The following is a 23,857-nucleotide window of genomic DNA, read 5'->3' on the forward strand; positions in this document are numbered from 1 at the left end:
GCGCATAACACCTCGAAGGTGCCGGTGCGCGTCGACGTCAGGCAGCGGCGGTCCTGTTCTGGAGCCGGGACACCAGGCGCACGAAGGGCCAGAACATCAGGAAATAGATGATGGCCGCGGCGATGAGCGGCGTCGGGTTGTAAGTGAGGCCCTGCGCGATCTGCGCCGAACGCAGCAGCTCCTGCAGGGCGACCGCCGAGGCGATCGATGTCTGCTTCACCAGTTCCACGGTGTTGCTGACGAGATCCGGCAGCACGTTCCGCGTCCCCTGCGGCACCACCACATAGGTCATGCTCTGGCCCCAGGTCAGGCCCGTCGAGCGCGCGGCCTCTCGCTGCCCGCGCGGCACCGACTCGAGACCGGCGCGGAAGATCTCGGCGAAATAGCTCGAACCGTTCAGTGTGAGCGCAAGGACGGCGGCGGAAAACTCGCCAAGCTGGAGGCCGAGGAACGGCAGGCCGTAGAAGATGAAAATGAGCAGGACGAGCGGCGGGATGGCCCGCATGACGTCGACATAGGCCACGATGATGCCGCGCAGGACAGGGCTTCTCGCTTCCTGCGCCAGGGCGACCAGCAGCCCGCAGAGCACCGCGAGCGGCACCGCGACGAGAGCCAGCGTGGCCGTCAGCCACAGACCCTCGGCGAGAAGCGGCCAGACTTCCCGCAGGATGTCGAAGTTGAGGAAGGTGGTCGTGAAATCGCGCATCAGTGCCTCGGGTGTCCGTAGGCCCGCTCCAGCCAACGTGTGAAGCGCACGAAGGGGAGGAAGAGAGCGAGGAACAGCATGGCGCCGACGGTCAGCGCCGTCGGATTGGCGACGTTCGACTGGATGGAGGAGGTGACGTTGAGAAGCTCGGGCACCGCGACGACGGAGCCGAGCGTGGTGCCCTTGCTGATGCCGATGGCACGATTTGTGAGGGGCGGGATGCCGAGCCGGATCGCCTGCGGCAGCACGACATAGGCCAGCGTCTGGTTGAAGCCGAGCCCCGTCGAGCGGCCGGCTTCCCACTGCCCCTTCGGTACCGAGGTGATGCCGGCCCAGAAGATTTCCTCGGCGAAGGCTGAGAGCACCATCGACAGCGCCACCACCGTCGCCGTGAAGGGCGACAGCACGAGGCCCGAGAAGGGCAACGCGAAATAGGCGAGGATGATGAGGACAAGCTGCGGGATGGAGCGGAAGAGGTCGATGTAGAAGATGATCAGCGCGTTGAGGGGGCGGATGCCGTAGAGCCGCAGCACCGCGAGCAGGAGGCCAAGCGGGATGCCGATGGCGACCGTCAGGATCGACATCTCGACGGTGATCAGGAAGCCGTGGAGGATGTCCGGCCAATAGCCCGAGAGGCGCGAGAAATCGAAGAAGTAGCGGATGATCTCGTCCATCGCCCGTCACGTCCTGGTGCGGTTGACGAAATCGCGGATGCGCTGGTGGCGCGGCTCGACCAGGATTTCGTGCGGCGTGCCGACATCGAGCACCTTGCCCTCGTCCATGAACACGACACGGTCCGCCACCTCGCGGGCGAACTGCATTTCGTGCGTCACGACGATCATCGTCATGCCGAGCTGCTTGGTACGCATCATCACGTTGAGCACCTCGCCGACAAGCTCGGGATCGAGCGCGGAGGTCGGCTCGTCGAAGAGCATCACCTGCGGTTCGAGCGCCATCGCCCGCGCGATGCCCACCCGCTGCTGCTGGCCGCCGGAGAGCTGGGCGGGATAGGCGTCCGCCCTGTGGGCGAGGCCGACGAGATCGAGGTGGTGCCGGGCCTTCTCCTCCGCCGCAGCCTTGGACAGGCCCGCCACCTTGCGCATGGCGAGGGTGACGTTCCCGAGCGCGGTCATGTGCGGATAGAGGTTGATGCCCTGGAAGACCATGCCGATGCGCCGGCGCAGGGCATTGAGGTCGACCTTGCGGCCGGTGATCTCCTGTCCGCCGACGGTGATGCGCCCGCCCGTCGGCTCCTCCAGCCGGTTGATGCACCTGAGGCAGGTGCTCTTGCCCGAGCCGGACGAGCCGACGATGACGACGGCTTCGCCGGCGGCCACGGCAAGGTCGATGCCTTTGAGGACCTCCACGTTGCCGAAGGACTTGCGCAGGTCCTTAATGACCACGATGTCGCGGGCGGCATCGGTTCCGTTTGCTGTGGCCGTCATGTCATCCCGCCGTCAGTTGCAGACCGCTTTGTGCTCGGTGGGGTCATAGCCCTCGAAGTCGGGCGCCCCGTAGCCGGGAAACGCGACCGTGGCGGACGATTCCGTTTCGGGCTTCACGCCGAACCACTTCTCGTGGATCGCGGCGAGCGTGCCGTCCTGCTTGAGGCACTCGATGGCCTCGTCGATCTTGTTGCGGAAGGCGACGTCATCCTTGCGGAAGGCGAGGCCGAAGTTGCGGCCGGTCGACAATACGAACGGCACCTCGGCGTGCGGCGTCTGGGTGGCGATGTAGCGCGAGACCGGCGCATCGGCGAGATTGGCGAAGGCGCGGCCGATCATCACCGCCTGCACTGCATCCGCGTTCTTGTTGTAGCGCTGGATCGTGAAGCCGTACTTGGCCTCGTTGTCGCTCGCCCACTTGTCGGAGACCGAGCCGTTGTTGACGGTGATCGCCTTGCCCTTCAGGTCCTCGGGCCCGGAGACGGTGTTGCCCTTCTCGACGAGGAAGCCAATGCCGGTCGGCATGTAGGGTTCGCTGAACAGCATCTGCTCGGCGCGTTCCTTGGTGATGTTCGTCGGCGCGGCGATCAGCTCGTAGCGCTTGGAGAAGAGGCCGGCGAAGATCGCCGAATAGTTGACGTCGACGACCTCGACGCCCGGCCGGCCCAGCTTCTCGGCGATGGCTGTGGCGAAGTCATAGGCAAAGCCTGTCACCTCGCCGCTCGGCTTCTTGAAGGCGAAGGGCGCGAAGCCGACGTCGAGCGCGACCTTCAGCTTCTGATCCTGCGGGTGGTCGGCATCCTGCGCGGCGGCGGGCACGGCCGCGGCGAGCGCAAGACCGCAGAGTGCGGCGCGAAACATCCGCAACGTTGGCTTCTTCATTCCTGGCTCCTCTGAGAGTGTCCCGACAAGCAAAGGGCAGGCCATTCGAGGGCGTGCCTCACAGTGCCGGTATGGCTCGAAGCGTATCAGTGACAAGCCATGAGGTGGTTATGATAATTCGTCGCCAGGACATAACGTCATGTTAAGTGCGCGACATCGAAGTCCTCGCCCTGCGAGGCCGCAGGCGGCGGTGTGCCGATGAGCTGGCGCAGGTCGCGCACGAAGGTGCGGGCGATGTGCGACATGGGCTCGAGGCGGGACGAGAGCAGATGGATGCGCATCGTGGTCTTCGGGACGAGGGGGCGCGCGACGATGTCGGGCCAGGTGCGACCGGACAGGACGAATTCGTCCACGATGGCGACGCCCGCACCCGCCTGCACGAGCGCGCAGGCCTGCGGCGTGAAGCGCACCTGCGTGTTGACGCGCACGGGCGCGCGGCTGGTGCGCAGCGCCTGCTCGACGTGGAGGCCGTAGGGGGTCTGCGGGCCGTAGCCGATCAGGGGAAATGGCGCGAGGTCCGCCACCCTGACGGACTTGAGCGCTGCCAGCGGGTGCTCCTGCGGGCAGATGACCATGAGCCGTCCCTCGGCGATCTGGCTCGAAAAGACCGTCGGCTCGTCGACGGGCAGCACCGTCAGGCCGAGATCGACGCGGTTGGCGCCGACCCTGGCGACGAGATCCGTCAGGGTCAGAATCTCGAGCTCGATGCGCACGTCCGGATAGCTGGCGCGGAAACGGGCAATGGCCGTCGGAACGATCGCCTGGCCGATGCTGGGGCTGGCGACGATGCGCACGGAGCCTGTGCCGCGCCGGCGCAGTTCCTCCGCGATCTCGTTCACCCGCAGGACGCCCTGATGCACCTGGTCGACCTCGGCAAAGAGCCGCCGCGCCTCCGGCGTCGGCTGCACGCGGCCCTTCACGCGCTCGAACAGCTTCAGCTTCAGCCTGTCCTCCGTATAGGCCAGCAGCCGGCTGATGGCCGGTTGCGACACGGACAGGAGGCGGGCGGCTCCCGAAATCGAGCCGGTGATCATGATGGCGCGAAAAACCTCAATCTGCCGAAGGTTTAGGCTCACCCGATAACACTCCGTTATGGATCGCCTAAAAATTAGCATGCCTCGCTCTGGCTTTCACCCGCTATCTTGCCGGCGAGGGCGCTCCTCCGGGCGCGGCATGCATGAACGACAGGTGGTCCATGAGCGATTTCGATCTCGTGCTTCGCGGCAAGGTGGTCACGGCCGATGCGGTCATCGAGCGCGGCTATGTTGCCGTTTCCGGCGGCAAGGTGGCCCGTGTCGGTGAGGGTGCGCCGCCGTCGGCCCGCGAAACACAGGATGTCGGCGACAGCTGGATCATCCCCGGCGTCATCGACGGCCAGGTGCATTGCTACAGCGCCGGGCGCGAGGAGGGCATCGGCACAGGCTCGCGCGCCGCGGCGGCCGGCGGCATCACCGTGATGGTCGACATGCCCTACGACCAGCCCGAGCCCGTCACCAGCGCGGCGCTCTTCCGCGAGAAGGTGGGCGTCGTCGAGCGCGAAGCGCATGTCGACGTCGCCCTTTACGCGACGATCGCGCCCGAGAACGGGCTCGACGCCATCCCCGGCCTCGTCGAGGCGGGGGCCTGCGCCTTCAAGTTCTCGACCTTCGAGGCCAATCCCACGCGCTTCCCGCGCATCGGCGACGACACGCTCTACGAAGCTTTCCGCCGGGTGAAGCCGTCCGGCCTCCTGTGCGGCGTGCACAACCAGGATCAGGAGCTGACGCGCAAGAACATCGCCCGCGCCATGGAGACGGGCGACACCGGCTGGGACGCCTTCGGCCGCGCCAACAACATGCTGGTCGAGAATCTCGCCACCGCGCGCATCTACGAACTCGGCGCCGAAACAGGTGCGCGTGCCCATGCGGTGCACGTCTCGACCTCGCGTGGCTTCGAGATCTGCAACATGTACAAGCGCAACGGCCACGCGGCGACGGTGGAGACCTGCGTTCAGTACCTCATGCTGAACGAGGAGGAGCATGTGCGCCGCTTCGGAGCCAAGACGAAGCACTATCCGCCGATCCGCCCGAGGGCCGAGATGGAGCGGCTGTGGACGCACATCGCGGCCGGCCACTGCGATTTCGTCTCCTCGGACCATGTCTCCTGGGGGCTCGAGACGAAGAACGATCCGGTCATCTTCAAGAACATGTCCGGGGGGCCGGGTCTCGAGACGCTGCTGCCGGCTTTCTGGACCGGCTGCGAGGAGCACGGCATCTCTCCGACGATGGTCGTCAAGCAGCTCTGCGAGGGGCCGGCGAAGGCCTTCCTCCTCGCCGACAAGGGACGGCTCGCCGAGGGTGCCGATGCGGACATCGTGGTGCTGGATCCAGGTCGCTTCGTGCACGACCCCGGCAAGAGCCTGTCGGCCGTGAAGTGGAGCTCCTTCGAGGGCCGCGAATTCTCCGTCCGTGTGGCGGCAACCTATGTGCGTGGCCAGCTCGTCTGGGACGGCTCGGCCATCCGCAACAAGGGCGGGGACGGCCGCTTCCTGCGTCCGGCGGCCTGACGGCGCGGCCATGCAGATCAATGCCGAGCGGTTGTGGGCGCGGCTTGCCGCGCTCGCCGAGATCACGGACAAGGCGGAGCCCTGGACGCGGCGGTCCTTCACGCCGCGATTCCTCGAAGGCCGGGCCTGGCTGGAGAAGGAGTTCGCGGCCGCGGGGCTCGCGGTCTCGCGCGACGCCGGCGGCAATCTCGTCGGGCATCTGCCGGGCCGTGAGGCGGCGCGCGTGCCGATCGTTCTCGGTTCGCATTCCGACACGGTGCCGGCGGGCGGGCGCTTCGACGGCACGCTCGGCGTGCTCGCCGGGCTCGAGGTGGCCCAGTCGCTGCAGGAACAGGGCATCGTCCTCGACCACCCGCTCGAGGTCATCGACTTCCTCGCCGAGGAGCCGAGCGACTTCGGCCTCTCCTGCATCGGCAGCCGGGCGGTTGCCGGCGCATTGACGCAGGACATGCTGGCGATGACGCGGCCCGACGGCATGACGCTCGCCGAGGGGCTCGCCTATGTGGGCGGCCGCCCCGACGCCCTCGCTGAGGCGGCGCGCCCACGCGGCGCGATCGCGGCCTATCTCGAGGTCCACATCGAGCAGGGCCGTGTGTTGGAGAGCGAGGGACGCGACATCGGCATCGTCACCGATATCGTCGGCATCCGCCGCGAGCGTATCGTCGTGTCCGGCCGGGCCGATCATGCCGGCGCGACGCCCATGAACCTGCGGCACGATGCGCTCGTTGGCGCGGCGCGCATCATCGATGCGGCCCATCGCAAGGCCTTCGCCGGCGGCACCGACGACAAGCCGATGGTCGCGACGGTCGGCTATCTCGTCAATCAGCCGAACGCCGCCAATGCCGTGCCGGGCCGTGTCGAGATGATCCTCGAGGTGCGCTCCGGCGACGAGCTGGCCGTGTCGGCCTTCACGCAGGAGCTGCTTGCCGCCGCCGCACCGGCGCTTGCCGAGCTCGGCGTCAGTGCCACGTCCTCCCTCATCAGCCATGTCCCGCCGACGCCCTGCGCGGAACCGATCCGCACCGCGATCGTGCGAGCGGCCGACGGGCTCGGTCTCAACCATCGGGCCATGCCGAGCGGGGCCGGCCATGACGGCATGTTCGTCTCGCGTGTCGGCCCCATCGGCATGATCTTCGTGCCGTGCCGGGACGGGCGCAGCCACGCGCCGGAGGAATGGATCGAGCCCGAACAGGCGGCCACCGGCGCGCGTGCGCTCGCGGCGGCGGTCCTGGAGCTCGACCGCGCGCTCGCCCGGTGACGGTCATGGATGTCGCGGCCGCCGACCTGCCGGAACGGGACCTCTACAAGCTGCTCGTCAACACGGTGCTGCCGCGCCCCATCGCGCTGGTCACGAGCTGCGACAGGGCAGGGCGGGTCAATGCGGCGCCGTTCAGCTTCTTCAACGCCTTCAGCCATGCCCCGCCGCTCGTCGTCCTCGGCATCGAGGGGCGGGAGGGGCAGGAGCCGAGCAAGGACACGCTCCGCAACATCCGCGAGACGGGCGGTTTCGTCGTCAATCTCGTGGACCGGGCGCTGGTGCCGGCGATGACCGTCTGCGGCATCGATTTCCCGCCCGAAGTGGAGGAGCTCGCCATGGCAGGGCTCGACACGTTGCCCTCACGGGCCGTCGCGGCCCCGCGGATTGCGGCGTCTCCGGTCCAGTTCGAGTGCCGGGAACGGGTCTCGCTCGGGCTCGGCACGCGCCACCGGACGCTCGTCATCGGCGAGATCGTCCATCTGTGGATCCGCGACGGTCTCGTCGACGAGCAGGGCCATGTCGATGTCGATGCGCTCGACCTCGTCGGGCGCCTGCATGGCGCCGACTGGTACGTGACGACGCGAGACCGCTTCCGCGAACCGCGCAAGACACAAGCAGACCTTGAGGCAGGCGCCGCCGCGCCGCCGGAGAAAGAGCCATGAGCAGCGAACGGCACGGAACCGTCTACGTCATCAATCCCAACTCCAGCACCGCGGTCACGCAGGGCATCGATGCCGCGGTGGCCCCCTTGCGCAGCACCGACGGGCCGGCCATCGCCTGCCTGACGCTCGCCGAAGGGCCCGCCGGCATCCAGTCCCAGCGCGACGTGGACGGCATCGTCGGGCCGCTGCTCGCGCGAGCGGCGCCGCTCGAGGACGAGGCCGGCGCCTTCGTCATCGCCTGTTTCAGCGATCCCGGTCTCCATGCCCTGCGCGAGCAGAGCAGCCGGCCGGTGCTCGGCATCGCCGAATGCGGCGTCCTCACGGCGCTGACGCTCGGCCAGCGCTTCGGCGTCATCGCCATCCTGCCGACCTCCATCCCGCGGCACCTGCGCTACTTCGGCGCCATGGGCGTCTCGGCGCGCCTCGCCGGCGACCGGGCCATCGGCCTCGGCGTGACGGAACTCGCCGACGAGGAGCGCACGCTCGCCCGCATGAGCGAGGTGGGGCGCGTCCTGCGCGATACGGACGGCGCGGACGTCATCGTCATGGGCTGCGCCGGCATGGCGCGTTTCCGCGATCCGCTCGAGGCGGCGCTCGGCGTGCCGGTGGTGGAGCCGACCCAGGCCGCGGTCGCGATGGCTCTCGGCCGGGTGTGCCTCGGCTGGTCCGGCAAGACCGGACGCGGGGCGGCGGCATGAACTCCCTTGTCGACGAACTCGCCCGCGTCGTCGGTGCCGACCACGTGCTGACGGCGGCCGGTGAGCAGGCGCCCTATGTCACCGACTGGCTGGGCAAATATCGCGGCAGCGCGCTCGCCGTCGTCCGGCCCGGTTCGAGCGAGGAGGTGCGCCGTGTGCTCGCGGCCTGCCATGAGGCGGGGGCGATCGTGGTGCCGCAGGGCGGGCATACCAGCCTCTCGGGCGGCGCGACGCCGGACGGGAGCGGCAATGCGGTGGTCCTGTCGCTCACGCGGATGAACCGCATTCGCGAGATCGATCCCATCGGCAACACGATCACGGTCGATGCCGGCTGCGTTCTCGCCCGCGTGCAGGAGGCCGCGCGCGAGGCCGGGCGCTTTTTCCCGCTGAGTCTCGGCGCCGAGGGCAGCTGCACCATCGGCGGCAATCTGGCCGCCAACGCCGGAGGCGTCGCCGTGCTGCGCTACGGCACGATGCGCGAGCTGACGCTCGGGCTCGAGGTGGTGCTGCCGGACGGCCGCATGTGGGATGGGCTGAAGGCCCTGCGCAAGGATAACTCCGGCTATTCCCTCAGGGATCTATTCATTGGATCGGAAGGCACCCTCGGTGTCATCACTGGCGCCGTGCTGAAGCTGTTTCCCGAGCCGCGTGCGCGAGCGGCGGCCTTCGTCGCGGTGCCTGGGCTCGATGCGGCGCTCGGCCTCCTTGCGGTGGTGCGCGAGCGCTGCGGCGATCGCCTGACGGCCTTCGAGTTCATGACCGACGTGTGCCTCGACCTCGTCACGCGGCATGTCGCTGACGCGCGTCTGCCCTTCGGGTCATTGCCCGCCGCCGCCGTGCTCGTGGAGCTGTCGGACACCGATGGAGAAGCGGCTCTCGCCGAACGGCTCGAAACGGCGCTCGTCGATGCGGTCGAGGCCGGGCTCGCGGAAGACGCGGTGGTCGCCCAGGACGGCACCCAGGCTCGCGCCTTCTGGCGTCTGCGCGAGGGCATCTCGGAGGCGCTGGTGCGCGCCGGCAAGGCCGCCAAGCACGACGTCTCCGTGCCGGTCGCTGAGATGGCCGCCTTCGTGCGCGAGGCCGGGGCGGCGGTCGAGGAGAGTGCGCCGGGGGCGCGTCCGGTCGTCTTCGGGCATCTCGGCGACGGCAACCTCCATTACAACGTGCTGCGGCCGGAGGTTGCGAGCGAGGAAGCCTTCGCCGCCGCGGCTCCGGCTCTCACGCGCCGCGTGCACGACGTCGTTGCCCGCCATCAGGGCTCGATCAGCGCCGAGCACGGCATCGGCCAGCTGCGCGTCGGCGAGATGTCCGGGTGCAAGTCGCCGCTCGAACTGGAACTGATGAGCGCGCTCAAGACCGTGCTCGACCCGCAATGGCGTTTCAACCCGGGCAAGCTGCTGCCGCCGGATATGCCGGCACGCCGGCCGGTGGAATGAGAGGAGTCTCCCATGGCTTTGTTGGATGAGGGCGCCTCCGGCGTCTTCGTGATCGGCGTCACCCCTTTCGCTGAGGACGGGGCGCTCGACCTCGACAGCACGGATCGTGCCGTCGACTTCTATCTCGAGCGCGGGGCCACGGGCCTGACCGTGCTCGGCATGATGGGCGAGGCGCCCAAGCTCACGGCAGAGGAAGCGCGCAGCTTCGTGCGCCGCGTCCTGGCGCGTGTGGGTGGACGGGTGCCGGTCGTCGCCGGCGTGTCGGCGCCCGGCTTTGCGCCGATGCGCGAACTCGCCGAGAAGGTGATGGACGACGGGGCCGCCGGTGTCATGGTGGCGCCCCCCGCGAGCCTGCGCACCGACGACCAGATCTACAACTACTACGAGATGGCGGCAGAGACGCTGGGGGCGGCGACGCCGTTCGTCCTGCAGGACTTTCCCCTGGCGACCGGGGTGCAGATTGCGCCCGGTGTCATTCAGCGCATCGTCAGGGCCATCCCCTCCTGCGTCATGCTCAAGCACGAAGACTGGCCGGGCCTTGCGAAAATCGCGGCCCTGAGGGCCGCAAGCGACCGCGGCGAGACGCGGCGCATCTCGATCCTCGTCGGCAACGGCGGAATCCTCCTGCCGGAGGAGCTGTCGCGCGGGGCGGACGGCGCGATGACGGGCTTCGCCTACCCGGAGATGTTGGTCGACGTCTGGCGGGCGCACGCCGCCGGCAATGTCGAGCGGGCGCACGATCTGTTCGACGCCTATCTGCCGCTGGCGCGCTACGAGCAGCAGCCGGGTCTCGGCCTCGCCATCCGCAAATATGTGCTGGCGCGGCGCGGCGCCATCGCCTCGGCGACCTTGCGCAAGCCGGGCGGCAAGCTCTCGCAGGCCGATATCGCCGATATCGAGCGTCTCATCGCGCGGCAGGAACGCCGCCTCTCGGAGTTGGGCTGATGGATCTTGGACTGAAGGGCAAGCGGGCGCTGGTTCTGGGGGCGAGCCGCGGCCTTGGGGCGGCGATCGCCCGCACGCTGGCGGAAGAGGGCGCGAGCGTCGTCGCGGCCGCGCGCAGCGAGGAGAAGATCAGGGCCTGGGCCGGCGCCCTGCCGGCCGAGGTCGGCGGGCGCGTCACCGCCGCGCGGCTCGACCTCGCCGACCTCGCCAGCGTCGAGGCGCTCGTCGAGCGGCTGATCGCGGAGGGCGGCGTGGACATCCTCGTCAACAATTCCGGCGGGCCGCCGCCGGCCGATGCGCGCGAGGCCAAGCGCGCCGACTGGCTGGTGCAGTTCGAGGCGATGGCGGCCAACCTCTTCCACCTCACCCAGCGCCTCCTGCCCGGCATGCTGGCGAAGAAGTGGGGCCGCATCGTTACCATCGCCTCCTCGGGCGTCGAGCAGCCGATCCCGCGCCTTGCCCTGTCGAACGGCATCCGCTCGGCGGTGGTGGGCTGGTCGAAGACGCTGGCGAGCGAGGTGGCGGGCCAGGGCGTGACGGTGAACGTGGTGCTGCCCGGGCGCATCGAGACCGAGCGGGTGGAAGAGCTCGACGCGGCCAATGCGCAGCGCCAGGGCAAGACGCCGGAGGAGGTGGCCGAGGCCTCGAAGGCGACGATCCCGGCCGGCCGCTACGGCACGCCGCAGGAATTCGCCGACGTGGTCGCCTTCCTTACGAGCGAGAAGGCCTCCTACGTCACCGGCGCCAAGCTCCGCATCGACGGCGGCGCGACCCGCGGCATCTGAGGCGGGAAGGCGCGCCTTATAGCGTGTCGGTGCGACCATCGGCCGTTCGGAGAGCATTCGGGAGCGCTTTCCTCCCACGTTCACGTCCTCCTGCCCGTCATCGTGGCTGCCGCTTTCGGCGCCGGCCTCGATCGCGCCCTGGCTGCGCCGGCGGTGGAGCGGTTCGATGATTGGGAGGCGCATTGCGGTGAGGGGATGGGGGCGACCGCCCTAGGGCGGGGCGGCGCTGGTCGCCGGCGCTTCACCCTAGCTCGCGTGAGGGCGGAGCCCTTAGCGAAAATCGCCAGCGGGAGCCGGGTCATAGGTGCGATCGGGGATGTGTCCCTTGGGAATCGACGTACTGCCGCGCGAGCGTCGCTTCGAAGCGCAAAGCCGCGGCTCGTTCAGCCTGACCCAGGCGCTCGAATTGCGCAGCCGCATCCTCGCGCTCCTCGATTTCCGAGACCAGGACGCGCCGGATCTCTTGGTCACCCAGGGCGAGCCGCTCCACTTCCGCTGCGCCGCTCCAGAAATCTTCACCCGGCGCTGGGCCCGCGGCCGCGCGCGGCGCTTCGGCATTGTCGAGTGCCGCGACGAGATTTCGAAGCAATGCGATTTTCGGCCGATCCTTCTCCTTCAGGGCATGTCGCAGGTCGGCCCTCAGCCGGGTCTTCACAGACTCTGCGGTCATAATATCCTCATTGCTCCCAATGTTGCGTTCAATAATTCCTCATCATATATAAATAGGGAATCATGAGGAGCTCCAATGTCGAGCAAACTCGCTACGGTCGAGCAGGCCGCCGAAGAGCTTGGACTGCATCCCAAGACCGTGCTCCGCTATATTCGCGAGGGGCGCTTGTCGGCGACCAAGATCGGAAAGGCCTATCGCATCGATCGCGGCACGCTGGACGCGTTCGGCGGGGTCGTGCGGGGCCGTTCGGGTGCGGCCGATGTTCGCGCGACGTGCGTCGTCGAAATCGCTGACATCTCGCCCGAGGGAGCGGAGCGGACGGCATCGCTCCTCAATGCGGCCAGCATGACGGACGGGGCGCGGCCGGCGCCGTTGCATCTCAGTACGGCGTTCGACCCAACGAGCCGCCATCTCAAGATCGTCCTTGTCGCAAGTCCATCGGACGCAGCGAAGCTGCTCGAGCTGGTGGATCTGCAGCTGCGTGCTCTCAAATGACGGCCACGTTCTATCGCAGCGACAAGGCTGCTGCCGAGATCGAGGCACTCTATCGAAAGGTCCTGGACCACTGGCCTGGCCCGAAGGAAGAGCGACGTTGGAAACGGAACGTCGGCGCCCTAAAGCGGTCATTGTGCCGTCGCCGGGCAACGGACATCGCTACACCCATGGTGCCAAGAGACACCGCACGAGACACCGCACGAGACACCGCTCGCCAGCAACGCATGCCCAAGGCGTCAAAGGCGGATCGATTTCGATCGCCATTAGGGCCAGCGATGAAGACGAAGTCGGCTTGCCGCGCGGCTGCAGGTTAAAGAAAAGGCAAAATTACAGAGACGGCTCTACCCGCCGAATGTCAGCCAATTTCTGCGCGCCGAGCATTCCCATCGTCGTCTGCAATTCCGCTGACAGCAGATCGAGCACCCGGGCGGCTCCCTCGGCGCCTCCCAGCGCGACGCCGTAAAGCGTGGCGCGACCGATCATGACACCACGAGCTCCCAGCGCCAGGAAGCGGGCAATGTCGGCTCCTCGTCGTACTCCGCTGTCCGCAAGAATTTCCAACCGGTCTCCGACGGCCTCTGCGATCCGCGGAAGAACCTCTGTCGGTCCCGGGGCGCAATCGAGATTGCGGGCGCCGTGGTTGGAGACCACGATGGCATCGACGCCATGGGAGCAGGCCGTCAGCGCGTCCTCGACGCGGAGCACCCCTTTCACGACGAGCTTGCCTCGCCAGCGTTGTCGCAGCAGGCGGACATCGTCCCAGGTTACGTCCTTCGCCAGGCTGACCTCGTCCGAGAGCGCCTCGCGGCCGAGCCGCGTGCGGAACTCCGCCGGATAATGTGCGTAGGTCGGAATTCCGGAAGTCGCCAGCGCGCGTAGCATGACCGCAACCGCCCATCGCGGATGCAGGGCGACATCGAGACCGGCCCGCCACGAGGCCTTGAGCGGGATTCCGAAGCCGTTCCGCAGGTTGTATTCGCGGTTCGGGCTGACTGCGGTATCTGCCGTCAGGACCAGCGTTTCCGCTCCCGCCGCCCAGGCCCGATCCAGCAGGTTCAGCGTCCGCCGGCGGTCTTTCCAGACATAGAGCTGAAACCAAAGATCAGCACCGGAGTCTGCCGCGATCCGTTCGATCGAGGTGATCGACTGCGTCGAAACGCAGAATGGAATGCCCGCGCGCGCCGCCGCCCGCGCGAGGGCGATTTCGCCGTCGTGCCAGACCAGTCCGGCCACCGCTGTCGGCGCGATGACGAGCGGCAAAGGCTGCCGCTTGCCGAGAAGCTCCGCTTCCGTCGACGTCCGGGCGACATCGACGAGCACCGCCGGAGAGAGTGCGATGGCGTCGAGCCTGCGTCGATTGGCTAGAATCGAGACCTCGTCCTCGCAGCCGCGGTCGACATACTCGAACAAGCCACGTGGTAGACGCCGCCGCGCAGCATTGCGGGCGTCCTCGACATTCAGGATGTGGGTGAAAGCGGAGAGTGCAGTCATCGCTCCACACGGCCGGCACGAAATGACGCGGCTCAGCCGCGATTGTGGAAGTGGCTGAGGAAGATCCTGGTCGCCTCCTGCTTCGGCTGGCCGATGATCTCCCGCGCCGGGCCCTCCTCGACGATGACGCCGTCGCGCATGAAGACGACGCGGTCGGCGACCTCGCGGGCGAAGCCGATCTCGTGGGTGACGATGATCATGGTCATGCCTTCGGCGGCGAGATCGCGCATCACGCCGAGCACTTCGCCGACGAGCTCGGGGTCGAGCGCCGAGGTCGCCTCGTCGAAGAGCATGACCTCCGGTTCCATCGCCAGGGCGCGCGCGATGGCGACGCGCTGCTTCTGACCGCCCGAGAGCTTGTTCGGGAAGACGTCGACCTTGTCGCTCAGCCCGACCTTGGCGAGCAGCTTGCCGGCGAGCGCCTCGGCCTGTGGCTTGGGCAGCGCCTTCACCGAGACCGGGCCCTCCATCACGTTCTGGACGACGGTCATGTGCGGAAACAGGTTGAAATGCTGGAAGACCATGCCCGTATTCGAGCGGAAACGGGCCTGCTCGCGGGTGGCCGGCAGCTTCGATCCGTCGCCGAAGGCGAAGCTGTCCTTGCCGATGCGGATGCGCCCGCCATCGGGCATGACGAGCAGGTTGAGGCAGCGCAGCAGCGTCGACTTGCCGGAGCCGGACGGGCCGATCAGCGCCACGACCTGGCCGGGCTCGACTTTGAGGTTGATGTCACGCAGCACCGCCAGCGCGCCGAAGCTCTTGCGCAGGCCGGAGACCTCGATCTTGTAGCTCATCGCCTTACGCCCTCAATTGCTCTGGGCGAGCCGCTTCTCGGCTCCTTTGACGATCGCCGTCAGCGGCAGCAGCACGACGACGTAGATCGCTGCGATCACCGTGTAGACCTCGAGCGCGCGATAGGTGTCCATCGCCGCCACCTGGCCCTGATAGAGCAGATCCGGCACCGCCAGCACCGAGACGAGCGAGGTGTTCTTGAACTGGATGATCGACTGGTTCATCAGCGGCGGGATCATCCGCTTGATCGCCTGCGGCAGCACGATGCGGCGCATCACCCGTGCGGGCGTCATTCCGAGCGCGAGCCCCGCTTCGCTTTGCCCCGGCTCGATCGAGACGATGCCGCCGCGAATGACCTCCGCATAGAAGGAGCCGCCATAGAGCGTCAGCGTCACGATCGAGGCGGTGATCGCATCCAGCTTGATCCCGGTCAGGATCGGCAGGGCGTAGTAGAACCACAGCAGCAGCACGAGCAACGGGGTCAGCCGGAACATCTCGATATAGGCCCAGGACAGCCAGCGTAGCGTAGGCGAGCGCGAGAGTTGCGCGATGCCGGCGATCAGACCGACGATCAGCCCAAGCAGCACGACCGCGATCGTAATACCGATCGTGACGCCGGTTCCCGTCAGGAAGATCCAGCGATAGCTCCAGACGATGTCGAAATTCCAAGTATAGGACATGCTGAACCCTGCCTGCGCGTGGCGCGGCCTTTCAGACGAAAGTCGATCGAACTTGGCGCGCCAGCTTCCCGCCATGCGGGAAGCTGGCGGGAAGCTGGCCGGTCCTCAGAGAGTAATACCCGCCGGGATGTCTTCAGAGGTGACGCCAACCTGTTCCAGGCTTTCGACGACCGCGCTGCGGACGAGACCGAGGCCGCGCGCGTAGACGATCCAGGTGTTGACGAAATCCCGCCAGGTCTTGTCCGATTCACGGCGGAAGGCCGCGTTCGAGGTTGAGCCGAAGAAGGGCTGGGGCACGACCACCTTGCCGAGTCCGGGGTCGGCCTTCACTGCGCGCACGCCGCCCATCCAGAAGATGCATTGGGCGTCAACACGACCGGTGCGCAGCGCCAGCATGGCTTCGTTGATCGTCTTGAAGCGGCTGATCTGCGCCGTGGGGCATAGGAGCGTCGCAATCTGGTCATGGGCTGAGCCGACATCGACCGAGATTTTCACGTCCGGCCTATTCATGTCGGCCCAGTTCTGCGGCTCGAAGCCGGGCTTGGCGATGACGACCAGCGCGCTGTCATAGGCGCCGACCGAGAAATCGACGGCCATGGCGCGCTTCGGTGTGGGATTGAGGCCGAACATGATGTCGATCTTGTCGGCCTGAAGGTCGAGCACCGCATTGCCCCAGGTGGTTTCCACCAGCTCGAGCTCGACCTCCATGTCCTTCGCGAGCGCAGAGCCGATCGTGTAGAAATGGCCGCTCCACTTGCCCGAGGCGGGGTCCTTGACGAACCATGGCGCGCTCGAGGTCACGGCGCCTAGCCGGAGCTTCTTGTTGGTGATGATGCGGTCGAACGTATTTTTTCCCGCGGTCTGTGCGCTTGCCCCGTTGGAGGCCAGCGCGAATGCGCCGGCGGCCACCGCGCCAGCACCGATGAGGCCTGCCAGATCCCTGCGTGTCGTCATTTATTCTTCTCCCGGCGTTATGGGGCGAACCCCGTCATGGTTGGTGAGCCAGGCTCCCGCTTCCCCTGCGGGCATCCGAGACCTTCCGCCCCTCACCGAAGGCGGCAGCGGATTTTTCCGTCGTTCTTTCAGCTGTGTTCGGGTGCCAGCAGCACGCCCGGATTCATCAGGTTCTGCGGATCGAACAGCGCCTTGACCTTGATCATCAGCTCGTAGCGAAGCGGATCGGCAAGACGCTCCAGCTCTTCGGTGAGCTTGCGGCCCACGCCGTGCTCGGCACTGAAGGTGCCGCCGAAGTGAGCCGCGACATCGTGGATTGCCCGCTCGACCTCCAGCGCAAAGCCTTCCGGATCGGGCAGCGCCGCCCAGAAGGCGTGGGTGAACATCAGGATGTAGTGCACGTTGCCATCGCCGAGATGGCAGACAACTTCGCTATACGCGTCCGGAAACAGCTTCGCCGCCACCTCGTCTGCGGCCTTGATGAAGGGCGCGACTTCGGAGGAGCGCACTGCGACGTCATGCGTGATACTGGCGCCTTCCTTCTTGTTGGCCTCGGAGACCGAGTGGCGAATGTGCCAGAACTCGGCGGCCTGCTGCTCCGAGGTGGCGATCACGGCGTCGAGCAGTTCGCCCTGCTCCAGCGCCGCGCCCAGCACCTCCTCGAGGATGTCGCGCAGACCCGTCGTCGCATCCTCGCTGCCAAGCTCGATCAGGACCGACCAGGCGGGGATCTCGGCGAAGGGGAAGCGCGCACGTTCGGCATGCTTGCGCACCAGCGCGAATTGCGAGGCCGAGACCAGCTCGAAAGCCTGGATATAGGAACCCGCTCGATCCTGCAGCGCTGCCAGCAATGCAACCGCATCGGCCGGATCGGCGGCAGCCACCCAGGCATGGGCTGTGTTCGGGGTCTGCGGGTGTAGCCGCAGTGCCGCGCCCGTGATGACCCCGAGCGAACCTTCCGCGCCGATGAAGAGATGGCGCAGCATATAGCCCGTATTGTCCTTGCGCAGCGCGGTGAGATCGCTGAGCACGCGACCATCGGCCAGGACCACCTCCAGGCCGGCCACGAGATCCCGCATCGGACCGTAGCGAACAACGCCGGTGCCGCCGGCATTGGTCGAGATCAAGCCACCGATTTGGGCGCTACCCTCGCTGCCGAGATGCAGCGGGAACTGTCGCCCAGCCTCGGCCGCGGCATTGTGGAGATCGCCAAGCACAACGCCGGCATCGACAGTCGCGATGCCGGATGCGCGGTCGATGCCGCGGATGCGGTTCATGCGCCTCAGCGAGAGCATGATGCCGGGCTTGCCGGGACGATTGCTCTCTGGCACCGCACCAAAGCAAAGGCCGGTATTGCCACCGACCGGAAAGATTGGCTGCTCTTGCGCTGCGCACAGCGCGACGACGGCGGAAACCTCGGCTGTCGACGTCGGCTGGACCACGGCCAGCGTAGACCCTCGCCGGCGTTGGCGCCAATCGACCAGATAAGGCTCCATCTCGGCCGGGTCAGTGACCAGGCCCTTGTCGCCGACGATGGCGCGAAGCGCGTTGAGCACGGTCGCTCTCCTCAGGCGAGGCTGATGGCTTTGGCCTGCGCCGCAGCGACCTTGAGCTTGGCCATCGTCTGGTCGCTGGGGCCTGTCAATGGCAGGCGTACTCCGCCGACCGGCATGCCAGCCAGGGCCATGTATTCCTTCAGCGGTCCGGGATTGGTCTCGACATAAATAGAGTCGACGACCGGATCGACCTTATCCTGCAGCTTCAGGGCCGCCTTGAGCTCGCCCTGGCGGGCCAGCTCGAAAATCTCGATCCAGATCTTCGGATAGATCGTGGCAGAGGCCAGCACGCCGCCGCGCGCGCCGAGCGCGACATGGGTTGCGAAGAGAGGCTCCTCGCCGGACAGGATCGCGATCTTGTCACCGGTGTATTTCACCGTCCGGATGAAGTCCGGCATGTCGTAGGAGGAATACTTCATGCCGATGATCGAACCGTCCTCGGCCATGGCCTGGACGGTGTCGGCAAAAGCCGCAACCGTTGTTCGGCGCGGGATCTGATAGAGCATGACGGGAAGGTCGAGCGCATCACGATAGCGCCGAAAATAAGCGCGCATCCCGTCCTGGGTTCCTGGCGCATAATAGGGCGTGACCGTCATGACCGCGGCGGCGCCAGCGGCGGCGAAGTCGCGTCCAGCCTCCAGAGCATCCTCGAAACCAGTCGAGAGCACGCCCGGAATGACCGGCTTGCCATCGGCCGCTTCGACGCAGGCTGCGACGATCTTACGACGCTCGTCGCGTGAAAAGGCGGGATACTCGCCGGTGCCGCCGATGGGCACAATGCCCGCCGCTCCAGCATCGAGCTGGAAGCGGACGAGCCGGTGCAGCGCCTTTACGTCAACAGCGCCGTCGCCGGTCAGCGGCGTGACGATCGCGGTGTAGAGGCCGTTCAACTGGTCGTGCGTAAGCGTCATGTGAACCATCCCTGCCGCGTTCGACCGCCACGCTCGGCCCTTCGCCGAGCACGCGCGGTTCACTGCCGGCGCATCGTTGGGATTGAAGCCTCTTTCACATAGGAGATCATGTCAACAAAAAGCTATAAAAATGTCGTATACGATAATTACAGACCGGTGATCGCGATCGATCTCTTTTCATGCCCTCGCTGGGCGCTTATGACAGAAGCTTGGACGACGCGGCGGAGAAACGGCATGCCGGAACTTTCATGGGCGGAGCAGACTGACGCCAACGAACCGCCAGAGGCGGGCCGTGGCGCCGACGAGCAGGGCGTCGACATCGGCGCCCGTCTGCTAAAGTTACGCAAGAGTCGGCGTCTGACGCTGCAAGACGTCAGCGCGCTCACGGGCGTCTCCGCTTCGGCTTTCTCGAAGATCGAGAGAAACGAACTGTCTCCGACCATTTCCACGATGCAGCGCATTGCGCAGGGGCTCGAAGTCGAGCTGGCGACCCTGCTATCCAGTGAAGAAAACGGGACTGCGCCCGGTTTCCCGGGACGGCGGAGCATCAGCCGCGCCGGGAGCGGAAGCAAGCATGCGACAGGCACGTGCAACAACGTGCTGCTCTGTGCCGACCTCAAGAACAAGCGCGCGACTCCGATCCTGACCACCGTGACGGCGCGCTCACCGGATGAATATGCAGCCTGGGCGAAATCCGAGGCAGAAATCTTCGTGATGGTGCTGGAAGGTACGCTTGTCGTGCACAGCCGGCTGTACGAGCCGCTCGAGCTAAACAAGGGGGACTCAGTCTATTACGACGCCACGACCGAGCACACCTGGACCTCCAAGGGCGAAACCAACGCTGTCGTCCTGTGGGTGCTGGTCGACCTGTAGCCCGCCCGCCGGAGCCACGGGCTTCCGAAGAAATATGTCGTTTCAGAAAATTTCTGTCGTTTCAGAATTTTATTGTTGCCTGCGAGAAAACTTGGGTTAGCCTCTCGATCAGAGAGGGACCATGACGCAAGCGACGCTAAAGGCGCAGTCATCCGTCACAGCGGGCGAGCCGGGGCTGCGGCTGCGCGACGTGCGTAAGTCGTTCGGCAGCGTCGCCGCGCTCCAGCCGACTTCCTTCGATGTTCCGGCCGGGACGCTCTGCTCGCTTCTTGGTCCCTCCGGCTGCGGCAAGACGACGACCCTGCGTATCGTCGCGGGCTTCGAGCTGCCGGATGCCGGACAAGTCTTGATCCGCGGTGAGGACCGAACCTATGACCCGCCGCAGCGGCGCAAGCTCGGCATGGTCTTCCAGAACTACAGTCTGTTCCCGCATATGACGGTGGCGCAGAACGTCGCCTTCGGGCTGCGGATGGCGCGGGTGAACCGGGCCGAGACCGAAGCGCGGACACGCCGCATGCTCGACATCGTGCATCTGCCCCAGCATGCCGATCGCTATCCGCATCAGCTGTCGGGCGGCCAGCAGCAACGCGTCGCTCTGGCTCGCTCTCTGGTGACCGAACCTTCGATGCTGCTGCTCGACGAGCCGCTCGGCGCCCTCGACAAGAACTTGCGCGAGCAGATGCAGTTTGAGATCCGCCAGCTTCAGCGGGAGATCGGGATCACCACGCTTCTGGTCACGCATGATCAGGAGGAGGCGCTCACCATGAGCGACATGATCGTGGTGATGGACCGCGGCCGGATCCTGCAGGCTGGCTCGCCGACCGAGGTCTACGAGCATCCACGCACCCGTTTCGTTTCCGAATTCCTCGGCACCTCGAACATCATCGCCTGCACGGTGGCGGGAGTGGAAGGGGGCGGCCTACGGCTGCGGCTTCCTGGTGACGCGGGAAGCGGGTTCTTTGTCGCGGATGCCCCCGCTCGCCCGGCCGGCAGCACGGCTCTCGTGGCGATCCGGCCCGAGCACCTGCGCATCGCGCCCGCAACGCAGGCTGGTGCGGACGAGCCGCGTGCGACGGTCTCGGGCCATGTCTTCCGCGGCGCGGCGCATGTCTTCCAATTGAAACGGCCCGGTCTCGACCGGCCGTTGATGGCCTATCGGCAGATCACCGGGCCGGTCGGCGAGACGGTGCTGCCGGTCGGGGCGGAAGTCGGCCTGTCCTGGCTGCCGGGTACGGCCCGGCTGCTCGAGGATGAACCGGTGCGCGAGGGCGCGGCGTGACCGCCGCCGCGGCGACAGCAATCCGGCGCAGCCGCCGGGCTCTCGGTGCCGGTCTCTGGCCGGTCCTGCCGGCGATGATCTTCCTCCTCCTGTTTTTCCTGCTGCCGCTGGCCGAGAACGGCCTCCAGAGCCTTTACGTACCCGATGCTGCGGGCGAACCCGTCTTCTCGCTCGATTATTACGTGCGCCTGTTCACCGACGGCTATTATCTGGGTGTGCTCGGCCGGACGATCTGGGTCAGCTTGCTCGCGACGATCATTTGCATCCTGATCGGCTATCCCGTCGCTTTTTTCATGGTCCGTCACGCCGGGCGCTGGAACGGGCTGATGATCTTCCTCCTGGTCGCGCCGCTGCTGACCTCGATCATCATGCGCACCTTCGGCTGGAACGTGATCCTCGCCCGCAACGGCGTGCTCAATAGTACCCTGATGTCGTTGGGCCTGATCGAACGTCCCCTGCGGCTTCTGCAGGACCCGTCCGCCGTCATCATCGGCCTCGTCCATGTGCTGGTGCCGTTCATGGTCATCTCGATCGCGGCGGTGCTGAAAGGCATCGATACGCGTCTGGAGGAGGCTGCGGAGCTGCTCGGCGCCAGTCGCTGGCGCACCTTCCGCGAGATCACCCTGCCGCTCAGCCTCGACGGCATCGCGACCGGCGCCATCGTCGTCTTCATGCTGGCCAATGGCAGCTTCCTGACGATGCTCCTGCTCGGCGGGGGAAGCGTCGTCACTTTGCCGCTGCTGATCTATCAGCAGTTTCTGCTTGTCCAGAATCTCGGCTTCGCCGCCGCCATGGGCAATGTCCTGCTGGTGTTGGCCGTGATCTCGCTGTTCCTCCAGTTGCGCCTGATCCGGCGGGATGGAGGCGCCTCATGACCGCGACCGCGTCTTGGCGCAGGCTTGAACGGCGCCTGCCTATTCTGCTGCTGCTCGCCTTCGTGCTGATCTTCTTCGCCTTCCTGCTGGCGCCGATCGTCTTCGTGGTCCTCGTCTCCTTCGGGGATTCCGAGATCATCGCCTTTCCGGTCACCAGCTATTCCCTGCGCTGGTACCATCGGCTGCTGGAATATCGGCCCTTGCTCGATTCGCTCTGGTTCAGCCTGAAGCTGGCGGGCGCATCGGCCGTCCTCGCCGCACTCTTCGGCGTGCCGGCGGCGCTTGCGCTCGCCCGCAGCCGTTCGGGCCTCGCCGATCTGGTCTCGACCGTCCTGCTGGCGCCGCTCTCGATCCCGATGATCCTGTTGGGCATCGCTCTGCTCTACAAGCTCTCGGCGATTGGGCTCGGCATCTCCTTCACCTCGCTGCTGATCGCCCATACTGTCGTCTCGATCCCTTATGTCGTGCGCACGGTGGTCGCGGTCTATCGCGGAATCGGCCGCAATTACGAAGAGGCGGCCGCGATCCTCGGCGCCTCGCGACGACAGACCTTCACCTATGTGACGCTCCCGCTGATCGGCTCCGGAATCTTCAGCGGCATGCTGTTCGCGGTGCTGATTTCGCTCGACAACCTGTCGCTGTCGCTCTTCTTCGGCAGCGCTCAGACCAACACCTTGCCTGTGGTGATGCTGAGCTACCTGCAGAACCAGTTCGACCCCGCCATCGCCGCCATCGGCACCGTCCAGATGATCATCGCACTGGTCGCCCTGCTGCTGATCGAGCGCACCGTCGGCCTGAAATTCATGAGCTCGCCGTCGTGACGAAGCGGCACACCGCACAACATCCAAAAATGGGGAGAACCACCATGAAGACGCTGAAGCCTTGTCGGCCTTTGCTCGCGCTTGCGGGGCTGGCTTTCACGGTTGCCATGCCCGCCCGCGCCGCCGACCTGACCGTCACCGCTTTCGGCGGTGTCTGGGAGAAGTCGTTGCGGACCTGCTATGTCGAGCCTTTCCAGAAGAAGACCGGCAAGACTGTCGACGTGGTTCTCGGCACGCCGGCGCAATGGGTCAATCAGGTCGCCGCCAACCCGGCCAAGCCGCCTATCGACGTCTTCCTGACGCTCATCGACGGCGCCGAGGACGCGAAGGCGCGGGGCCTCGTCGAGAAGATCGACCCGGCCAAGGTCTCCAACCTCGCCGACGTCCCGGAGCCGCTCAAGCAGGTCGTCGGCGGCGATGCCGTCGTGCTGCATTACGGTGCGGCCGGATTGGCCTATAACGAGGCCAAGATCAAGAATCCGCCGAAGAGCTGGGCCGAATTCATCGAGCGCACGCTCAAGGGTGAATGGCAGGCAGCCCTCCCGGGCATCAACGTCGCCAGCACGACGCCGACCGCCGTGATCTGGAACTTCAACGACGTGCTCGGCGGCAAGGTCGGCGACATCTCGCCCGTTATCGCCAAGATGAAGGCCCTGCGCGACAGCGGCAACGTGATCTTCTGGAACGATGTCAACCAGTTCCTGACGCAGATGCAGTCGGGCGAGGCCGATATCGGCATCTACTGGGACGGGCGGGCCTGGGCCGCTCGCGATGGCGGCTTCAAGTCGCTGAACTTCTATTATCCGGCGCCGGGCGGCGTCGTCAGCCCGACGGTGGTGCAGAAGGTCAAGAACGGGTCGCCGGCCGCCTGGGAGTTCATCGACTTCCTGTTCTCGTCCGAGCCGCAATCCTGCTGGGCCGCCGCGATCCAATATCCGGTCGCCAGCACAAAGGCGCAGTACAAGCCCGAGCAGAAGGCGCGAATGCCCAAGCTCGAGGACGTGCGCTGGCCGCCCTTCGCCGAGATCCCGGCCGCGATGCCGAAATGGGTCGAGACCTGGAACAAGGACATCGGCCGTTGAGCCTGGCGGGGCTGCC

General features: G+C 66.6%; 25 protein-coding genes. 13 read left to right on the forward strand and 12 right to left on the reverse strand.

Translation table 11 applies throughout. From position 1 onward, the window contains the following. Nucleotides 1–37 precede the first annotated feature (37 nt). From GGR16_RS03760 to GGR16_RS03780, 5 genes are all read right to left on the reverse strand, one after another. Nucleotides 38–706, reverse strand: coding sequence for an amino acid ABC transporter permease (locus GGR16_RS03760; protein ID WP_019404524.1), 669 nt, complete (start codon nt 704–706; stop codon nt 38–40). Further along, nucleotides 706–1,380 (reverse strand): amino acid ABC transporter permease, encoded by a 675-nt coding sequence (locus GGR16_RS03765; protein WP_019404523.1) that lies wholly within the window; start codon nt 1,378–1,380, stop codon nt 706–708. Before GGR16_RS03765 ends, GGR16_RS03760 begins: the two co-directional genes overlap by 1 nt. A gap of 6 nt (nt 1,381–1,386) precedes the next feature. Further along, nucleotides 1,387–2,151 (reverse strand): amino acid ABC transporter ATP-binding protein, encoded by a 765-nt coding sequence (locus tag GGR16_RS03770; protein ID WP_019404522.1) that lies wholly within the window; start codon nt 2,149–2,151, stop codon nt 1,387–1,389. A gap of 12 nt (nt 2,152–2,163) precedes the next feature. After that, nucleotides 2,164–3,033, reverse strand: a complete 870-nt coding sequence (locus GGR16_RS03775; protein WP_157672282.1) for a substrate-binding periplasmic protein — start codon at nt 3,031–3,033, stop codon at nt 2,164–2,166. Between the two features lie 137 nt (nt 3,034–3,170). Further along, nucleotides 3,171–4,109, reverse strand: coding sequence for a LysR family transcriptional regulator (locus GGR16_RS03780; protein ID WP_026015547.1), 939 nt, complete (start codon nt 4,107–4,109; stop codon nt 3,171–3,173). Nucleotides 4,110–4,228: 119 nt separating this feature from the next. On the opposite strand from GGR16_RS03780, the gene GGR16_RS03785 reads away from it, so the two are divergent. The 7 genes from GGR16_RS03785 to GGR16_RS03815 are packed head-to-tail and all read left to right on the forward strand — an operon-like array spanning nt 4,229 to nt 11,362. Next, entirely contained in the window at nt 4,229–5,578 is a 1,350-nt protein-coding gene (locus GGR16_RS03785; protein WP_019404519.1) for a dihydroorotase, read from the forward strand. Nucleotides 5,579–5,588: 10 nt separating this feature from the next. Then, on the forward strand, nt 5,589–6,836 hold the full coding sequence (locus GGR16_RS03790) for a Zn-dependent hydrolase (protein ID WP_183315742.1): 1,248 nt from the start codon (nt 5,589–5,591) through the stop codon (nt 6,834–6,836). A 5-nt stretch (nt 6,837–6,841) separates the two neighbouring features. After that, nucleotides 6,842–7,498 (forward strand): flavin reductase family protein, encoded by a 657-nt coding sequence (locus GGR16_RS03795; RefSeq protein WP_019404517.1) that lies wholly within the window; start codon nt 6,842–6,844, stop codon nt 7,496–7,498. Further along, the gene (locus GGR16_RS03800; RefSeq protein ID WP_019404516.1) at nt 7,495–8,196 is read left to right on the forward strand and encodes an aspartate/glutamate racemase family protein; all 702 of its coding nucleotides are present in this window, start codon (nt 7,495–7,497) and stop codon (nt 8,194–8,196) included. The genes GGR16_RS03795 and GGR16_RS03800 overlap by 4 nt, the downstream gene beginning before the upstream one ends. Continuing rightward, entirely contained in the window at nt 8,193–9,632 is a 1,440-nt protein-coding gene (locus GGR16_RS03805) for an FAD-binding oxidoreductase (RefSeq protein ID WP_183315743.1), read from the forward strand. Before GGR16_RS03800 ends, GGR16_RS03805 begins: the two co-directional genes overlap by 4 nt. Nucleotides 9,633–9,644: 12 nt before the next feature. Further along, nucleotides 9,645–10,577: a dihydrodipicolinate synthase family protein gene (locus GGR16_RS03810; RefSeq protein ID WP_183315744.1), complete on the forward strand. Its 933-nt coding sequence runs from the start codon at nt 9,645–9,647 to the stop codon at nt 10,575–10,577. Next, nucleotides 10,577–11,362 carry an SDR family oxidoreductase gene (locus GGR16_RS03815; protein ID WP_063186680.1) on the forward strand — a complete coding sequence of 262 codons (786 nt, stop codon included), beginning with the start codon at nt 10,577–10,579 and terminating at the stop codon, nt 11,360–11,362. The genes GGR16_RS03810 and GGR16_RS03815 overlap by 1 nt, the downstream gene beginning before the upstream one ends. Before the next feature lie 298 nt (nt 11,363–11,660). Here GGR16_RS03815 and GGR16_RS03820 read toward each other — a convergent pair whose 3' ends face one another. Continuing rightward, nucleotides 11,661–12,032 carry a GatB/YqeY domain-containing protein gene (locus tag GGR16_RS03820; RefSeq protein WP_156332778.1) on the reverse strand — a complete coding sequence of 124 codons (372 nt, stop codon included), beginning with the start codon at nt 12,030–12,032 and terminating at the stop codon, nt 11,661–11,663. 75 nt (nt 12,033–12,107) lie between these two features. Here GGR16_RS03820 and GGR16_RS03825 point away from each other — a divergent pair, with 75 nt between their 5' ends. After that, nucleotides 12,108–12,527 carry a helix-turn-helix domain-containing protein gene (locus GGR16_RS03825; protein WP_183315745.1) on the forward strand — a complete coding sequence of 140 codons (420 nt, stop codon included), beginning with the start codon at nt 12,108–12,110 and terminating at the stop codon, nt 12,525–12,527. 327 nt (nt 12,528–12,854) lie between these two features. Here GGR16_RS03825 and GGR16_RS03830 read toward each other — a convergent pair whose 3' ends face one another. From GGR16_RS03830 to dapA, 6 genes are all read right to left on the reverse strand, one after another. Next, nucleotides 12,855–14,018 carry an alpha-hydroxy acid oxidase gene (locus GGR16_RS03830; protein WP_246372806.1) on the reverse strand — a complete coding sequence of 388 codons (1,164 nt, stop codon included), beginning with the start codon at nt 14,016–14,018 and terminating at the stop codon, nt 12,855–12,857. A 32-nt stretch (nt 14,019–14,050) separates the two neighbouring features. Then, nucleotides 14,051–14,812 (reverse strand): amino acid ABC transporter ATP-binding protein, encoded by a 762-nt coding sequence (locus GGR16_RS03835; RefSeq protein WP_019400911.1) that lies wholly within the window; start codon nt 14,810–14,812, stop codon nt 14,051–14,053. Nucleotides 14,813–14,824: 12 nt separating this feature from the next. Beyond that, complete coding sequence (locus GGR16_RS03840) at nt 14,825–15,490, reverse strand: amino acid ABC transporter permease (protein WP_019400912.1); 666 nt, start codon at nt 15,488–15,490, stop codon at nt 14,825–14,827. 105 nt (nt 15,491–15,595) lie between these two features. Beyond that, the gene (locus GGR16_RS03845) at nt 15,596–16,444 is read right to left on the reverse strand and encodes a transporter substrate-binding domain-containing protein (protein ID WP_019400913.1); all 849 of its coding nucleotides are present in this window, start codon (nt 16,442–16,444) and stop codon (nt 15,596–15,598) included. Nucleotides 16,445–16,572: 128 nt separating this feature from the next. Further along, nucleotides 16,573–18,000: an FAD-binding protein gene (locus GGR16_RS03850; protein WP_183315746.1), complete on the reverse strand. Its 1,428-nt coding sequence runs from the start codon at nt 17,998–18,000 to the stop codon at nt 16,573–16,575. Nucleotides 18,001–18,011: 11 nt separating this feature from the next. Beyond that, nucleotides 18,012–18,911, reverse strand: a complete 900-nt coding sequence (gene dapA, locus GGR16_RS03855) for a 4-hydroxy-tetrahydrodipicolinate synthase (protein WP_053193851.1) — start codon at nt 18,909–18,911, stop codon at nt 18,012–18,014. Nucleotides 18,912–19,145: 234 nt separating this feature from the next. On the opposite strand from dapA, the gene GGR16_RS03860 reads away from it, so the two are divergent. From GGR16_RS03860 to GGR16_RS03880, 5 genes are all read left to right on the forward strand, one after another. Next, on the forward strand, nt 19,146–19,784 hold the full coding sequence (locus tag GGR16_RS03860) for a helix-turn-helix domain-containing protein (protein ID WP_019400916.1): 639 nt from the start codon (nt 19,146–19,148) through the stop codon (nt 19,782–19,784). 121 nt (nt 19,785–19,905) lie between these two features. Next, a complete protein-coding gene (locus tag GGR16_RS03865) occupies nt 19,906–21,063 on the forward strand; it encodes an ABC transporter ATP-binding protein (RefSeq protein ID WP_019400917.1) in 1,158 nt (385 codons plus the stop codon). Then, complete coding sequence (locus GGR16_RS26495; RefSeq protein WP_183315747.1) at nt 21,060–21,938, forward strand: ABC transporter permease subunit; 879 nt, start codon at nt 21,060–21,062, stop codon at nt 21,936–21,938. The genes GGR16_RS03865 and GGR16_RS26495 overlap by 4 nt, the downstream gene beginning before the upstream one ends. Beyond that, nucleotides 21,935–22,759, forward strand: coding sequence for an ABC transporter permease (locus GGR16_RS03875; RefSeq protein ID WP_026014909.1), 825 nt, complete (start codon nt 21,935–21,937; stop codon nt 22,757–22,759). The genes GGR16_RS26495 and GGR16_RS03875 overlap by 4 nt, the downstream gene beginning before the upstream one ends. A 44-nt stretch (nt 22,760–22,803) precedes the next feature. Next, the gene (locus GGR16_RS03880; RefSeq protein ID WP_183315748.1) at nt 22,804–23,841 is read left to right on the forward strand and encodes an extracellular solute-binding protein; all 1,038 of its coding nucleotides are present in this window, start codon (nt 22,804–22,806) and stop codon (nt 23,839–23,841) included. Nucleotides 23,842–23,857: the final 16 nt, after the last annotated feature.

The sequence above is a fragment of the Chelatococcus caeni genome (assembly GCF_014196925.1).
Taxonomy (GTDB): domain Bacteria; phylum Pseudomonadota; class Alphaproteobacteria; order Rhizobiales; family Beijerinckiaceae; genus Chelatococcus_A; species Chelatococcus_A caeni.